The sequence below is a fragment of the Clostridium sp. KNHs214 genome (assembly GCF_000744935.1).
Lineage (GTDB): Bacteria > Bacillota > Clostridia > Clostridiales > Clostridiaceae > Haloimpatiens.
Map to the genome: position 1 here is coordinate 1446320 of NZ_JQMW01000011.1, position 15475 is coordinate 1461794.

The window sequence follows — 15475 nt, forward strand, 5'->3', positions numbered from 1 at the left end:
AGGAATAGATTTTAGGAGGTGTTCTAAGTGGAAAATGTTGAAAAATTAAAAGAAATCCTAAGAGAAAGTTCTAATGTGGTATTCTTTGGTGGAGCAGGTGTATCTACTGAGAGTAATATTCCTGATTTTAGATCTAATAAAGGATTATTTAATGCCAAAAATAATTTTAAATATCCTCCTGAGGTCATGCTTAGTAGAAGCTTTTTTGATAGTCATAAGGAGGAATTTTACAGATTTTATAAAAGTAATATGATATTTAAAGAGGCAAGACCTAATTTAGCCCATAAAGCTTTAGCTAAGTTAGAGGAAATGGGAAAATTAAAAACTGTAATAACACAAAATATAGATGGTCTGCATCAAATGGCAGGCTCAAAGAATGTGTTAGAGCTTCATGGATCTATTAATAGAAATTATTGTATGGATTGTGGTGCTTTTTATGATTTAGAATATATATTAAAAAGCGGAGAGACAATTCCCACTTGTGAGAAGTGCGGAGGTATAGTAAAACCAGATGTAGTGTTATATGAAGAGGGCTTAGATATGGATGTTATACAAAAGTCTGTTGAATACATTGCAGAAGCTGATGTACTTATAGTTGGGGGGACTTCTTTGGTAGTGTATCCAGCTGCAGGACTTATTCAATACTTTAAGGGTACTAAATTAATATTAATAAACAAAAAGTCTACTCCATATGATAAGAAAGCTAAACTTGTTATAAATGATAGCATAGGAAAAGTGATGGCTGAGGCTATAAATTTAGTTGAATAAAGTAAATACAAATATAGTTTCTAATTTAAAATTTAAAATGAAGGTTGAAATTCCTAGAGAAGTTCTTCAATTTGTACTTTATGAAAAATTTCTAAAGGAGTTTTATCCTTAAATTTTTATTTTGTAACTGCGAAAGTTGAATTAGCTAGTTGACAAAAATAAGTTACTATACTCTGAATTTAAGTTGTCTGCATAAGGATAGGAGCATTATAGACATATTGCTGGAAATAATAAAATATAATTTTGAAATCACTGGAAAATTTCCAGTGATTTTTTTATCGAATAATAGGGCATTTTGACTATAAAATACTCTATGAAAATAATAAAAAATCTTTAATAAAAAACAAAAGTCAGAATATACTTTAATGTAAAATTCAAAAATACAGAAGAATATAGAGGGTAAGGTGAGGAGATGAAAAAAAGGATAAAAGTTATTGTGAATGTATTTTTTATATTAATAATAGCGTTACTATCTTGGGTGATAATTGGCAATTTACTATCTAAAGGAGATAAAAGTAAAATACCTACTGTTTTTGGATACAGAAGTTTTATAGTTTTAAGTGGCAGCATGGAACCTAAGATAAAACCTGGAGATGTGATTTTAGTTAAAAAAACCCATATAGAAGAACTGAAGGAAGGGGATATATTAACATATATTTCTGAGGACAACTTTATAACCCATAGGATTAAAAAGATACAAGGAAATAGTTTAATAACCAAGGGTGATGCAAATAATGTGGAGGATTCCCCCATTAAATCTTCTCAAGTTTATGGAAAGTATTCTTTTAGAGTACCATATCTTGGTTACATTTTAGTTGGTTTAAGAAAACCATTAGTGATTTTTATTATAATTGCAATATTTATAGTTTATGTAATTGTAGAGGTTTTAAAAAAATGTTTTGCCCATTAATGTATTTTTGAAAAATCATTGATGAGTATATATAAGGCACATTTCATGTACCTAAATTAAAATTTATGGGAGGTTTTAGTATGAGTAAAAAAAGAATAATTTCACTAGCTTTAGCAGGGGTACTATTATTAGGGGGAGGAGTTCTTGGAACTCGCGCATATTTCAAAGCAAAATCTGATGTAGATGCAAATCTAGTAATAAAAACAGGTACTTTAAAGGTTGCAAAAGAAAATGACTCAAAATGGGAATACAAAGGCGTAGTTGAAGAGGTAGATGAGAATGAAATAGATGCAGCAACAAAGGATGTTATAAAAGTTAGTGAAAAAACAAATAGCTTTGATGTAGTTAAGCCAGGAGATGTTTTTGAAAAGGTTGTAACTATAACAAACACTGGAGACTTACATGAAAGAATTAAAGCTGTAAAAGTTCAAGGACAAGAGTTAGAAAGTTTATATAATGTATTTGATATTAAAATGGAAGGATTGACTGACAGTAAAATATTAGCACCAAATGAAACTATGGATATTAAAATAACAGCTACATTAAAGTCTACAATAACTAATGGAGATACAGAAACTACTTTTGAAAATCAAAACAATGACACCAGATTTGATATGAGTAAGTTAACAACAGCTAAATTAGTAGAGATAGATGGATATCAAGTAAATGACCCTAGTGGCAAATAATATAGTAGAGCTTGGCAATGAATTATGTAATGAAATCAGATGCTTTAATAAACTATTAGTGAGGTAGGGTGAGGGTGTGGAAGTAAAGTGTAAATTTAAAAGATATATAATTTTCTTCATAGCTTTAGCAATGGTTTTTTTTAGTTTTGGAGGAGCTGAAGCCAAAATATCTTCTAAAGATGAAAAAGTGAAAGTACTTCCACTAAATGGAGAGAGTAAAGAAGGTATATTCAACTTAAAAGATGGCCTTTGGTATCCGGGCAGAGAAGAAGTGAGAGGTTTTTATGTAGACAATAATTATAAAGAGGATATTCAGGTAGAAAAAATAAACTTTCAAACAATTTCTTTGTTAAGTTTAGAAGAACAAAGAATAATTGCCACTGAAGATACAATATATAAGGATTTTATGAAGAATGTTAACATTTCACTGTTATGTGACGGGAAAATTCTTTATGAAGGAACCTTTGAAAAGCTAATGGAAAAAGGTGAAATAAATTTAAATGAAAAAGTTACTGTAAAGGGTAATACTAAAAAGAACATGCAACTTGTATTTGCCATATCACCTAAAGCTGAAAATAATCTTCAAGGGGTTGTTAATGAGTTTAAATTAGGCATAACCTATACCATGGATGAAGCAATGGCTATAATACCACAAACAGGAGGCTTTTTAAATACTACATTGCTTATCTTTACTGGAATTTGTTTAGTTATATGTGGAATATTTTTAAATAGGAAGAAAAGAGAAAATGCCTCTTTTAAGCAAGGGGGTAGGTTGGATGACTAAGGCTGGGAAATTCAATATAATAAAAAGGATTAGGGGAAAATTTAATATAAGAAGAAAAACCACTATAATATCATTAATTGCATTAGTATTAATAGTAGCATTTACTACATCTGGTACCTACAGTTACTTTAAAACAGGTTTAGGAGTAGATTCAAATTTAAAAATAAAAACTGGAAGTCTTAAAGTTAACTTTTTAGGTGGAGATGAGAAAATTATTGAGGATGAAAGAGCCTTAATAAATATTTCTACAGGTGAGAATTTAATACCAGGTAAAAGTGTAGAAAAATCCATAAGTATTAAAAACACCGGCTCTTTAACTCAAAAGCTTTTAATAAGTTTAGACAATTTCAAGGACAGTAAGATAAAAGATTCCAATAGGGCAAATAAGTCTTTGCTAGATTATATAAACTGTGACATTAAAATGATAAAAGGAAATACTACTAAGACTATTGCTGAGAATCAAAATATAAAAAATCTCAATAAGCTCTCTAAAAGAATAATTATTTCTCCTTATGAAAAGATAGAATTAAAGGTTAATATTAAGCTTATAGATTCAGCACCATATTCCACAGAAAATAGAAGTGCAAGTTTTGATATAGTGCTAGATGCAAGGCAAGTCAATGATAAAGCTTATAGTAATGATAGATATTTTAGTTATGTAACTAGAAGTAAAAATAATATTATTACTACAGGAGAATATCCAAAGCCTATAGTTAAAATATATGCTTCGGCAGGGCCAGTTTTTAAAGGCGCACTTCCTGATAAGCCAAATTATGAAAGTCCTAGTTATGTTCAGTGGTTTAAAAATGCTGAATCTTATATTCTGAATGATATAGCTAGTAATAGTCAAGGAAATACAGTAGGTGAATCCTTTAATCAATATAGTAATATACCTAACTTAGGTGAAACTAGTGTCAGAAATAATATGGGAAGCACGTACTTTAAAAGCTGGAAGGGAAATGTTATATCGAAAAAAGATGATGTACACGATAAGAGAAATGAACATGGAACTATTGTTCATTATATTGTAGCTATTGCTAATCCTGTAAAAGAAGATTTAGATTATGGAAAGATACAACTGGATAGTTCAAATATAAATATTTCTCAATGGGATATATTTAAGAGTATAAAATATAAAAATGAATATAAGGTTGATAGGGAGAGTGAAGATTTAGCTCCTATAGGTAATCCAAGAAGGGTTCTCACATACCAGTGGAAAGGCAATGAATATAAGCGAAATAACGGATATGGTAATTCTGTGGCAAAGGAAGCGGATTTAATAATTTTTGATATTGGAGGTAAAGGATATTATTCATTAAATGAATATAGTGGAATTTTTGCAGATAGATTAGCTCAATCATCTTTAGATAACCTAAGAGAAAAATTACAAGGTTATAGGGCACATGCGGATTTAGTTGGATGGCCTTGGAATAGGTATTGGGAAACCAGTTGGCAAGGAAAAATGAGAGATATAGTTTTAAATAAAATGGTACCTAAAAATGATGTATATTGTAGGTTAGATAGAACGGAATGTAATATAAAATTTAAATACAAGGATTATGAAGTTAATTCTGGCACATATACTATTAAATTTATGGATAATAGAAAAGCCAGTGAAAGTTTAAGTAAAAAGCCAAATAAAACTGATGAAAAAGTTTCAAATAAGACTAATGAAGATACTTTAAATAAAAATAATATTGAGGAATTTAGATTTAAGTAAATAATAAAAACGCAAAGAGCAGACCAACTCCCAATGCTTTCTGATTTGAATTTAGATTTAAATAAACAATAAAAATTCACGGCTGATAGTTTTTAGCCGTGGGTTTTTATAAAGCTAGAGTGTAAGGCATATTCAAATAAATAACAAGTCAGTATGCTAGCCTATTTTGCGTCATACTGCGTTAGCAAAACTTGTCGATAGTTCTTACCAAAAGCGGAATCTGATTTCTTGTCTGACACAAAATATACTAGCATCTTTGACTTGTTATTTCTTTTCATTTACCTAAATGTTAATAACTCTGTTGATAAGATGTGGAAAATGCGAGGATAAAATGTGTATAAGTATTAAGGAATTATACAACATTTCCTAGTATATCATTACATAAAAAATAAAGAAATTTAAAGCAAATGATAAGAATTAGAGTATAATTAATCATAATAAAATTTTATATAAAAACAACGTTATTTATGAAGTGGTAAGATAGTAAACGTTGCAGGAAACAGACAATAAAGATTCTGATAACTGCCGTAAATTAATAGTCAATAAAAAAATGTTGACAAAGTAATTTACAAATGATAAGATGATTAAGTCGCTTGAAGCGGCAGAGAAAAGCTGGTCTTTGAAAATTAAACAGAGATAAAGATGTAAATCATAAAGTCAGTGAATTTGAGTTTGAGATTAAATTCTTAAAATTGAGAGTTTGATCCTGGCTCAGGACGAACGCTGGCGGCGTGCCTAACACATGCAAGTCGAGCGATGAAATCCCTTCGGGGATGGATTAGCGGCGGACGGGTGAGTAACACGTGGGCAACCTGCCTCAAAGAGGGGAATAGCCTCCCGAAAGGGAGATTAATACCGCATAAAATTATGGAATCGCATGGTTCTGTAATCAAAGGAGCAATCCGCTTTGAGATGGGCCCGCGGCGCATTAGCTAGTTGGTAAGGTAAAGGCTTACCAAGGCGACGATGCGTAGCCGACCTGAGAGGGTGATCGGCCACATTGGAACTGAGACACGGTCCAGACTCCTACGGGAGGCAGCAGTGGGGAATATTGCGCAATGGGGGAAACCCTGACGCAGCAACGCCGCGTGAGTGATGAAGGCCTTAGGGTTGTAAAGCTCTGTTATCTGGGACGATAATGACGGTACCAGAGGAGGAAGCCACGGCTAACTACGTGCCAGCAGCCGCGGTAATACGTAGGTGGCGAGCGTTGTCCGGATTTACTGGGCGTAAAGAGTGCGTAGGCGGATGTTTAAGTGAGATGTGAAATACCCGAGCTCAACTTGGGTGCTGCATTTCAAACTGGGCATCTAGAGTGCAGGAGAGGAAAGCGGAATTCCTAGTGTAGCGGTGAAATGCGTAGAGATTAGGAAGAACACCAGTGGCGAAGGCGGCTTTCTGGACTGTAACTGACGCTGAGGCACGAAAGCGTGGGGAGCAAACAGGATTAGATACCCTGGTAGTCCACGCCGTAAACGATGGGTACTAGGTGTCGGGGGTCCAACCTCGGTGCCGCAGTAAACACATTAAGTACCCCGCCTGGGGAGTACGGTCGCAAGATTAAAACTCAAAGGAATTGACGGGGGCCCGCACAAGCAGCGGAGCATGTGGTTTAATTCGAAGCAACGCGAAGAACCTTACCTAGACTTGACATCCCAAGAATACTGTGGAAACACGGTAGTGCCCTTCGGGGAACTTGGAGACAGGTGGTGCATGGTTGTCGTCAGCTCGTGTCGTGAGATGTTGGGTTAAGTCCCGCAACGAGCGCAACCCCTATTGTTAGTTGCTACCATTAAGTTGAGCACTCTAGCAAGACTGCCTGGGTTAACCAGGAGGAAGGTGGGGATGACGTCAAATCATCATGCCCCTTATGTCTAGGGCTACACACGTGCTACAATGGTCGGTACAAAGAGACGCAAGACCGTGAGGTGGAGCAAATCTCAAAAACCGATCTCAGTTCGGATTGTAGGCTGCAACTCGCCTACATGAAGCTGGAGTTGCTAGTAATCGCGAATCAGAATGTCGCGGTGAATACGTTCCCGGGCCTTGTACACACCGCCCGTCACACCATGAGAGCTGGTAACACCCGAAGTCCGTGAGGTAACCGTAAGGAGCCAGCGGCCGAAGGTGGGATTAGTGATTGGGGTGAAGTCGTAACAAGGTAGCCGTAGGAGAACCTGCGGCTGGATCACCTCCTTTCTAAGGAGAACATGAAAAGGAAGTCACCTTTTCGTAAATTATGACAAGTTCACTGATATCTCTGTTTAATTTTGAGAGACCAGATACAATGGTCAATTAACAATGATTAATTAGTAATGATCAGTTAAGTGATTGGTTGTAGAATTAAATCTCTCATCAGTAGCTAGACGCTAGAAGGCTAGCACACTAGCCAACTGAAAAACTTGTTCTTTGAAAATTGCACAGTGAAGAAAAGTAGAAATTATTACAATTGTGATGATTTCACTGGAGAATCAATTAAAATAAACAATCAGTACTAGTCGCTAGACAACTAGCACACTAGAAAACTGATAAAAAGTAGTTTCTAGAAGGTTACTAAAACTAGCAAGCTAAACACTAGCACGCTAGCACACTGGCCAACTAGCAAACTAACGAAAGGTCAAGCTACAAAGGGCGCATGGCGGATGCCTTGGCACTAGGAGCCGACGAAGGACGTGATAAGCTGCGATAAGCTGTGGGTAGGCGCAAATAGCCTGTGAGCCACAGATTTCCGAATGGGGCAACCTGCTCAGCTACGCTGAGTACTGTATGCTGAATTCATAGGTATACAGAGGCAAACCCGGGGAACTGAAACATCTAAGTACCCGGAGGAAGAGAAAGAAAAATCGATTTCCTAAGTAGCGGCGAGCGAACGGGAAAGAGCCCAAACCTAAGTCTTCGGATTTAGGGGTTGAGGATAGATCATAATGTCTTAGATTTTCTAATCGAAGAGAGCTGGAACGCTCCACCACAGAAGGTAATAGTCCTGTAGGTAAAAGAAATATAAGTAAGATCTACTCCAGAGTACCACGAGACACGTGAAACCTTGTGGGAAGCTGGGAGGACCACCTCCCAAGGCTAAATACTACCTAGTGACCGATAGTGAAGAAGTACCGTGAGGGAAAGGTGAAAAGAACCCCGGGAGGGGAGTGAAATAGAACCTGAAACCGTGTGCCTACAAACTGTCGAAGCACTTTACATGTGTGACGGCGTGCTTTTTGTAGAACGAGCCAGCGAGTTATGGTATGTAGCAAGGTTAAGCACTTTTGGTGCGGAGCCGCAGGGAAACCGAGTCTGAATAGGGCGATTAGTTGCATGCTGTAGACCCGAAACCGAGTGACCTATCCATGGCCAGGTTGAAACGGAAGTAAAATTCCGCGGAGGACCGAACCGCGTTGGTGTTGAAAAACCATGGGATGAGCTGTGGATAGCGGAGAAATTCCAATCGAACTCGGAGATAGCTGGTTCTCCCCGAAATAGCTTTAGGGCTAGCGTCAGGTAATGAGTAATGGAGGTAGAGCACTGAATAGGCTAGGGGGCATATAGCTTACCGAACCTTATCAAACTCCGAATGCCATTTACTTTTATCCTGGCAGTCAGACTACGAATGATAAGATCCGTGGTCAAAAGGGAAACAGCCCAGACCATCAGCTAAGGTCCCAAAGTGTAAGTTAAGTGGTAAAGGATGTGGGATTTCTAAGACAACTAGGATGTTGGCTTAGAAGCAGCCACTCATTTAAAGAGTGCGTAATAGCTCACTAGTCAAGAGATCCTGCGCCGAAGATGTCCGGGGCTCAAACTTACCACCGAAGCTATGGATATACAATGTATATGGTAGGGGAGCTTTCTGTACGGGTTGAAGTCGTACCGTAAGGAGCGGTGGACTGTACAGAAGTGAGAATGCTGGCATAAGTAGCGAGAAATGAGTGAGAATCTCATTGGCCGAAAATCTAAGGTTTCCTGAGGAAGGCTCGTCCGCTCAGGGTTAGTCGGGACCTAAGCCGAGGCCGAAAGGCGTAGGTGATGGACAATCGGTTGATATTCCTATACCACCATGATCCGTTTGAGAAATGGGGTGACGCAGTAGGATAGGATGTGCGCACTGATGGATGTGCGTCTAAGCACTTAGGATGATTGAACAGGCAAATCCGTTCAGTCTTAAGTCTGAGGTGTGATGGGGAGTGAAATTTTAGTAGCGAAGTATCCGATTCCACACTGCCAAGAAAAGCCTCTATCGAGGAAAATGGTGCCCGTACCGCAAACCGACACAGGTAGATGAGGAGAGAATCCTAAGGCCAGCGGAAGAATTGTTGTCAAGGAACTCGGCAAATTAACCCCGTAACTTCGGGAGAAGGGGTGCCTACGAGAGTAGGCCGCAGTGAATAGGCCCAAGCAACTGTTTAGCAAAAACACAGGTCTCTGCTAAAGCGAAAGCTGATGTATAGGGGCTGACGCCTGCCCGGTGCTGGAAGGTTAAGGGGATTGGTTAGCGTAAGCGAAGCCTTGAACTTAAGCCCCAGTAAACGGCGGCCGTAACTATAACGGTCCTAAGGTAGCGAAATTCCTTGTCGGGTAAGTTCCGACCCGCACGAATGGCGTAATGATTTGGGCACTGTCTCGACAACAAATCCGGTGAAATTGAATTGGAGGTGAAGATGCCTTCTACCCGCGATTGGACGGAAAGACCCCGTAGAGCTTTACTGTAGCTTAGCATTGAATTTCGGTATTGTCTGTACAGGATAGGTGGGAGACTTAGAAGCAGGGGCGTCAGCTTCTGTGGAGTCATCCTTGGGATACCACCCTGACAGTATTGAAATTCTAACCGGAGGCCATGAATCTGGTCACGGGACATTGTTAGGTGGGCAGTTTGACTGGGGCGGTCGCCTCCTAAAAAGTAACGGAGGCGCCCAAAGGTTCCCTCAGCGCAGTCGGAAATTGCGCGCAGAGTGTAAAGGCAGAAGGGAGCTTGACTGCGACACATACAGGTGGAGCAGGGACGAAAGTCGGGCTTAGTGATCCGGTGGTTCCTCGTGGGAGGGCCATCGCTCAACGGATAAAAGCTACCTCGGGGATAACAGGCTGATCTCCCCCAAGAGTCCACATCGACGGGGAGGTTTGGCACCTCGATGTCGGCTCGTCGCATCCTGGGGCTGAAGTCGGTCCCAAGGGTTGGGCTGTTCGCCCATTAAAGCGGCACGCGAGCTGGGTTCAGAACGTCGTGAGACAGTTCGGTCCCTTTCCGTCGCGGGCGTAGGAAATTTGAGAGGAGCTGTCCTTAGTACGAGAGGACCGGGATGGACCAACCTCTGGTGCACCAGTTGTCACGCCAGTGGCATAGCTGGGTAGCTATGTTGGGAAGGAATAAACGCTGAAAGCATCTAAGCGTGAAGTCCACCTCAAGATTAGATTTCCCATAGCGTAAGCTAGTAAGACTCCTGGAAGACTACCAGGTTGATAGGTCGGAGGTGTAAGCATGGTAACATGTTCAGCTGACCGATACTAATAAGTCGAGGGCTTGATCAAAATATAACTGACAATTAGTGATTGACAGTTGACAATTAAAAGATTTTCCACACTGTGCAATTTTGAAAGAACAATAAAGTTCTTTTAAAGGAAACTCGCTCAGCAAAGCTGAGGAGTACTATATGTCTAAGGTCTAAAGCCCTAAGAACTATAGCATCTGGTGATTATGGCTTGAAGGTAACACCCCTTCCCATTCCGAACAGGACGGTTAAGCTTCAAAGCGCCGATGGTACTGCAGGGGAAGCCCTGTGGGAGAGTAGGTCGTCGCCAGGTTATTTATTTTGATCTACTAGCTCAGTCGGTAGAGCACATGACTTTTAATCATGGTGTCCGGGGTTCGATTCCCCGGTAGATCACCAAAAAACGTATCTCTTTTAGAGGTACGTTTTTTTATTTGTTAATTAAAAATGTATAATTGTTGATTAGGGGTATGTGTGGCAATAAAAAATATGATTTTCGAAATAAAGGAATTAACATTAGTATTGCATATATGGTAAAACTATGGTTTAATATATGTCGAAATAGTAAAAAAAGGAGTATTATTATGAGCAGCAATATATTAAAACCAGTAGAAATAAGAGAGGCAACCATAAAAAGTGCAGAAGAAAAAGCAGAGATAAAACTAGGGAGTGGAATTATTTTAGGTATCCTAGCAGGTGCTTTTATAGCTATAGGTGGAGCGGCAGCGGCTGTGGCATCGCATAGTGTTAATAACATAGGGTTATCGAAGCTTGTAAGTGGAATAATATTCCCAGTAGGGCTCATGTTAGTATTAATTTGTGGAGCAGAGTTATTTACTGGAAACAATCTTATGATTATAGCTGCCTTAGAAGGAAGAATAAAATTTAAAGATATGCTTAGAAATTGGGTAATAATATATATATCTAATTTTATAGGTGCCACAATTATAGCATTTTTAATTTTTTATTCAGGGATGCTTGATATTAATGGTGGAAAAGTAGGAGCCACACTAATTAAAATGGCGGCTAAAAAATCAGGGTTAAGCTTTAGTACAGCTTTTGCTAGTGGGATAATATGTAATATTTTAGTATGTCTTGCGGTTTGGTCATCTTATGCAGCCAAAGATGTTATAGGTAAGATAATAATGCCTTGGTTTCCTATAATGGCATTCGTTGTTTGTGGCTTTGAACACTGTGTAGCTAATATGTATTACTTAACTATAGGTATGTTTGCTAAGACTAATGCACTTTATGTACAAGCTTCTGGAATTGGAGCAGATAAGTTAGCTCTTGTTGGAGGGAAAGCGTTTATAAATAATTTAATACCTGTAACTCTTGGCAATATTTTTGGGGGAGCAGTTTTAGTGGGTGGAGCATATTTTTTAGCATATAAAAAGGATAATTAACAAACAAATCTAAAATATATTAATGATAGATATCTATGGTATTTTTGTTATTAACGCTATGAATATTTTAATGATAAATATAATAGAATATAGTTAATATATGTGGATATATTGTATAATTACAACATGAAATGTGAATAAGTATTATAGGTAATAAGAAATAATTAAAATAAATAACAGCTTAAACATAACTAGGATTTAAGGATAACTAAAAGAGCTATTTGGAAAATATAAATTTATATTTTCCAAATAGCTTCTAAATAATTAACAGGAGAATTTAATTAAAGCTTTTTTCGCATATATATTCTATAAATTATTTCTTCAAATAATGAAAATAATCCAGTAGTAATAAAGTAAATTCCTAAAGCAATAGGTGCTTTTACTGTTAAGACTAGGCTAAATATGCTTGTGGTTAAAAGGCTTAATTTAACACTTTCATTTTTCAAAGGAGATTTCAAATAATTTAGATAAGGTATATATGAAAGTAAATTTGGACAAATTGAAACGAATAAATATATAGTTGGAATTATAAAGTGGGGGTCTGGAAGTTTAATACTGCATACCCAAGGAACAAGAATACTACCCACACTTATAGGCATTTTCATAATTACAAAATATAATGAAGATATTATAGGTAATTGCAATAAACTTATTAAACAACCTAACATAGATTTAGCATTTTCAGTGTAGCATTTTTGAAGTTCTTGCTGGAGTTTAGCTTTATTATTTCCATACTTATTTTTTATATCTTCAATTTTTTTAGACATGCATTGCTGATGGTACATGCTCTTTTTTTGTTTTATTGATATAGGGATAAGACAAATCCTTACTAGTATCGTTATTAAAATTATGGCAATACCTAAGTCACCAGTAATATTGAAAATGTAATTTAATATATAATTAAGTGCATTAAAAATGATATTCATACAAATCTCTCCTTTTTATTGATGGTGTATCCCACCATACAATACTTCATTTTAACTATTGAGTTTATAAATATCATTTTTAATTAAAAAAGTTCGCAATACCTCCAAATGTCATACTTTTCATAACATAGATAGTTTTTTATAGTTAAGTTTTTTCCATAATCCAATGCTTCTATATGGACATTTTTAACCAATGAGAGATTAAAATTTTTCCTACATTGGGTAAATGCCACCATTATATAAAATAAATTTGCTAAGAATATGAAAAGCAGCATGAACTGAATTATATTAACAATATCAAATTTCATAATGAACCTCACATATATATTTATACATAAAATTTATTACTTAAAATTTCTTATTTTAACCAAAGTTGAGTTAAAAAACTCAATAGTGATTACTATAAAAGATATTAATATTAAATAGTAAATACAATTGTTTAGATTTAATAAATAATCAAAGACTTCCTTACCGAATATTTTGCCAACAATAAATCTTGAAAGAAATATAAAAATTACGTAAAAAACTAGTGCAACCATTTCGCCATAGGTATTTTCTTTATTTGCAAAAATACTTTGATAAAAAGTATAGGAAGAATTTCTTTGTCGAATTTTTCTACTTATAGGATAAAGTATTAATGAAATGGCATTAGCTAATATAAAATTATCAACCGTAATTCCAAATGAAGAATATTTATATACAAGTTTATTTACTATAGCCATAAATAATGAAAGTATAATAAGTGTTAATAAATATTTTTGTATAAAATTTAGTATTTTTAAGTAGATGCTTTTATTTCCATTATACTCGTTTATTATGGACATGCAAAATTTTTCATAATCTTTTCCTATAAATAAATTCATAGGTTTATTTTCAAGCTGAGCTTCAAGTATTAGAGATATAATTTCTTGTAATACTTCCTCTTTTTCTATAACTGATAAATTGCTGTTTTTGATGCAAGTGGTTATAGATTTATATAGAGCTAAATTTTCAGCATTTAGCTTTTTTTCTTGTTCCAGTCTTAATTTTAATAATTTCAATGTTAATATCATGGTTACCCCTCCAATACAGTTTCAACATTTCTTTTTATTTCTTTCCAAGAAAGCATGAAGTCATGCAATTCGCTCTCTCCAGCTTCTGTAAGATAATAATATTTTCTCATAGGGCCTAGGGGAGACTTTTTCATAATGGAGTATAATAAGTTTTTTTTCTCTAAACGTATAAGTATAGGATACACGCTGCCTTCTGAGATTTCACTGAAGCCATAATTTGTTAAACATTCACATATGGCATAACCATAGGTTTCTTTATTGCTAACTATTTTTAAAATGCATCCTTCTAATAAACCTTTTAATATTTGGGTTGTATTTGCCACATAATCACCTACTTTGTATTGCATAATAGCTTTTATAAATTATATAATATATCTACTACTATGTAATGTCAAGTAGTATTATATTAATATTTACAAAATAATTGCTGTAAATTAAATGTAAACATTGACTATAAATTAAATGCTATAATAAAATGTTGTGTAAGGCAATATAGGATAGAGTTATTGAACTATGTATATGTGGATATTGTTTTATTACAAAATAGGAGATAAGTTATCTACTGAAACACAATGCTGAAGATAAAATAAATATTTTTTTTTAATGCAGAATATTAAAATTTCAAGTAGTAAAATATGTGGATAAAATATGTTGATGGAGGAGGGTAAAAAGCATGGTTTCAATGGAAGTTAAAAACCTAACAAAAAATTATGGCAAAGAGAAGGCAGTCAGTGGAATTTCATTTAAGTTAAATGCAGGCGAGATTACAGTTCTTGCAGGTCCAAATGGAGCAGGAAAAACCACAACTATAAAGTGTATATTATCTCTTTTAAGAAAAAACGAAGGGGAAGTTTTTATATGTGGCAAGAGCATTAAGGATAAAAATATAAGAGAAAAGTTAGCTTATATGCCGGAGACGCCAGATATATACCCATATCTTACAGTATGGGAGCATTTGAAATTTATAGCTTTAGCTTATAAATTAGGTAGTTTGGGAAGAAAAAGCAGAGGAGATGCTAAAATTATTTGGCATTTGGGATAAGAAGAATCAAATAAGCAAAAATTTATCTAAAGGAATGAAACAAAGGTATCTATTTGTATGGGACTTTTACATAATCCAGATATATTTTTAATAGACGAACCATTTGTAGGTTTAGATCCTAAGGGAATTAAAGATTTTAAGGATATTTTAAAGTTATTAAGAGACGATGGTAAAACAATACTTATAAGTACACATATACTCTCTTCAGTGGATAAACTAAATGATAGAATTATTATAATGAAGAAGGGAAAAATTATAGCTGACGGAAGCAAACAGGAGTTGCAGGATGCAATTGGAGCAGAAGAGCAAATGTCACTAGAGGATATATTCTTAAAGATTTCAGAGTAGTGAAGAAACCTTGTTGTGAGTATGTGAAAATTTTAGGAATTTATATATTGAAAAATTGATAAATATAGTTAATAAGAGTAAGGTACATTCATATAAAAATAATTAACAAAAGTAAATATGGAATTTATGGGGAGGCTTTAAAATGATTCGAGACTTTAAAACCCTATTATTTTATTGAATTTTGCGCAATTTAAAAATAGAGTTAAAATGCTTTGGCTAATCCTATAACGGCTGATTAGAGAATTTGGCGCTTTTTATATTTCCCTTTATTTTTATTTTTATAAGTTTATTGGGGAATAAAAGCAAAAGAAAACCTATTAGATACATTAAAGATGTGGGTAAAGATTTTATAG

11 protein-coding genes, 1 tRNA gene and 3 rRNA genes are annotated in these 15475 nt (G+C 35.4%); 12 read left to right on the forward strand and 3 right to left on the reverse strand.

From position 1 onward, the window contains the following. Positions 1 to 27: 27 nt before the first annotated feature. The 10 genes from CC89_RS15335 to CC89_RS15380 all read left to right on the forward strand — a co-directional run bounded on the left by CC89_RS15335 (position 28) and on the right by CC89_RS15380 (position 11754). Positions 28 to 768 (forward strand): NAD-dependent protein deacylase, encoded by a 741-nt coding sequence (locus CC89_RS15335; RefSeq protein ID WP_035293448.1) that lies wholly within the window; start codon positions 28 to 30, stop codon positions 766 to 768. 412 nt (positions 769 to 1180) lie between these two features. Next, complete coding sequence (locus tag CC89_RS15340) at positions 1181 to 1678, forward strand: signal peptidase I (RefSeq protein WP_051931830.1); 498 nt, start codon at positions 1181 to 1183, stop codon at positions 1676 to 1678. Between the two features lie 80 nt (positions 1679 to 1758). Continuing rightward, positions 1759 to 2364 carry a hypothetical protein gene (locus CC89_RS15345; protein ID WP_035293450.1) on the forward strand — a complete coding sequence of 202 codons (606 nt, stop codon included), beginning with the start codon at positions 1759 to 1761 and terminating at the stop codon, positions 2362 to 2364. Positions 2365 to 2440: 76 nt separating this feature from the next. Further along, positions 2441 to 3148: an LPXTG cell wall anchor domain-containing protein gene (locus CC89_RS15350; RefSeq protein WP_035293451.1), complete on the forward strand. Its 708-nt coding sequence runs from the start codon at positions 2441 to 2443 to the stop codon at positions 3146 to 3148. Further along, positions 3141 to 4868, forward strand: a complete 1728-nt coding sequence (locus CC89_RS15355; protein WP_035293452.1) for a TasA family protein — start codon at positions 3141 to 3143, stop codon at positions 4866 to 4868. The genes CC89_RS15350 and CC89_RS15355 overlap by 8 nt, the downstream gene beginning before the upstream one ends. 688 nt (positions 4869 to 5556) lie before the next feature. Further along, positions 5557 to 7067 (forward strand): 16S ribosomal RNA (locus tag CC89_RS15360). Positions 7068 to 7483: 416 nt separating this feature from the next. Continuing rightward, positions 7484 to 10388: ribosomal RNA gene (locus CC89_RS15365) — 23S ribosomal RNA — on the forward strand. A gap of 156 nt (positions 10389 to 10544) precedes the next feature. Beyond that, positions 10545 to 10661, forward strand: a 5S ribosomal RNA gene (gene rrf / locus CC89_RS15370). The 16S, 23S and 5S rRNA genes sit together here with 1 tRNA gene alongside, the layout of an rRNA operon. Before the next feature lie 10 nt (positions 10662 to 10671). Continuing rightward, positions 10672 to 10747: transfer RNA gene (locus CC89_RS15375), tRNA-Lys, on the forward strand. 185 nt (positions 10748 to 10932) lie between these two features. Beyond that, the gene (locus CC89_RS15380; protein WP_035293423.1) at positions 10933 to 11754 is read left to right on the forward strand and encodes a formate/nitrite transporter family protein; all 822 of its coding nucleotides are present in this window, start codon (positions 10933 to 10935) and stop codon (positions 11752 to 11754) included. Positions 11755 to 12035: 281 nt separating this feature from the next. Here the strand turns inward: CC89_RS15380 and CC89_RS15385 are convergent, their stop codons facing one another. The 3 genes from CC89_RS15385 to CC89_RS15395 all read right to left on the reverse strand — a co-directional run bounded on the left by CC89_RS15385 (position 12036) and on the right by CC89_RS15395 (position 14055). Next, positions 12036 to 12680 (reverse strand): YidC/Oxa1 family membrane protein insertase, encoded by a 645-nt coding sequence (locus tag CC89_RS15385; protein ID WP_035293453.1) that lies wholly within the window; start codon positions 12678 to 12680, stop codon positions 12036 to 12038. A 344-nt stretch (positions 12681 to 13024) separates the two neighbouring features. Continuing rightward, the gene (locus CC89_RS15390; protein WP_035293429.1) at positions 13025 to 13732 is read right to left on the reverse strand and encodes a hypothetical protein; all 708 of its coding nucleotides are present in this window, start codon (positions 13730 to 13732) and stop codon (positions 13025 to 13027) included. Positions 13733 to 13734: 2 nt separating this feature from the next. Continuing rightward, positions 13735 to 14055, reverse strand: coding sequence for a PadR family transcriptional regulator (locus CC89_RS15395; protein ID WP_207641515.1), 321 nt, complete (start codon positions 14053 to 14055; stop codon positions 13735 to 13737). A 350-nt stretch (positions 14056 to 14405) separates the two neighbouring features. Here CC89_RS15395 and CC89_RS21205 point away from each other — a divergent pair, with 350 nt between their 5' ends. Together CC89_RS21205 and CC89_RS21210 are read left to right on the forward strand one after the other, a co-directional pair. After that, positions 14406 to 14774 (forward strand): ATP-binding cassette domain-containing protein, encoded by a 369-nt coding sequence (locus CC89_RS21205; RefSeq protein WP_286161364.1) that lies wholly within the window; start codon positions 14406 to 14408, stop codon positions 14772 to 14774. 57 nt (positions 14775 to 14831) lie between these two features. After that, the gene (locus CC89_RS21210; protein WP_286161365.1) at positions 14832 to 15122 is read left to right on the forward strand and encodes an ATP-binding cassette domain-containing protein; all 291 of its coding nucleotides are present in this window, start codon (positions 14832 to 14834) and stop codon (positions 15120 to 15122) included. The last annotated feature ends 353 nt before the right edge of the window (positions 15123 to 15475 follow it).

Coding starts and splice junctions, on each gene's coding strand:
- CC89_RS15340 (WP_051931830.1), top strand. CDS start 1,181: ATGAAAAAAAGGATAAAAGTTATTGTGAATGTATTTTTTATATTAATA.
- CC89_RS15345 (WP_035293450.1), top strand. CDS start 1,759: ATGAGTAAAAAAAGAATAATTTCACTAGCTTTAGCAGGGGTACTATTA.
- CC89_RS15355 (WP_035293452.1), top strand. CDS start 3,141: ATGACTAAGGCTGGGAAATTCAATATAATAAAAAGGATTAGGGGAAAA.
- CC89_RS15380 (WP_035293423.1), top strand. CDS start 10,933: ATGAGCAGCAATATATTAAAACCAGTAGAAATAAGAGAGGCAACCATA.
- CC89_RS15385 (WP_035293453.1), bottom strand. CDS start 12,680: ATGAATATCATTTTTAATGCACTTAATTATATATTAAATTACATTTTC.
- CC89_RS15390 (WP_035293429.1), bottom strand. CDS start 13,732: ATGATATTAACATTGAAATTATTAAAATTAAGACTGGAACAAGAAAAA.
- CC89_RS21205 (WP_286161364.1), top strand. CDS start 14,406: ATGGTTTCAATGGAAGTTAAAAACCTAACAAAAAATTATGGCAAAGAG.
- CC89_RS21210 (WP_286161365.1), top strand. CDS start 14,832: ATGGGACTTTTACATAATCCAGATATATTTTTAATAGACGAACCATTT.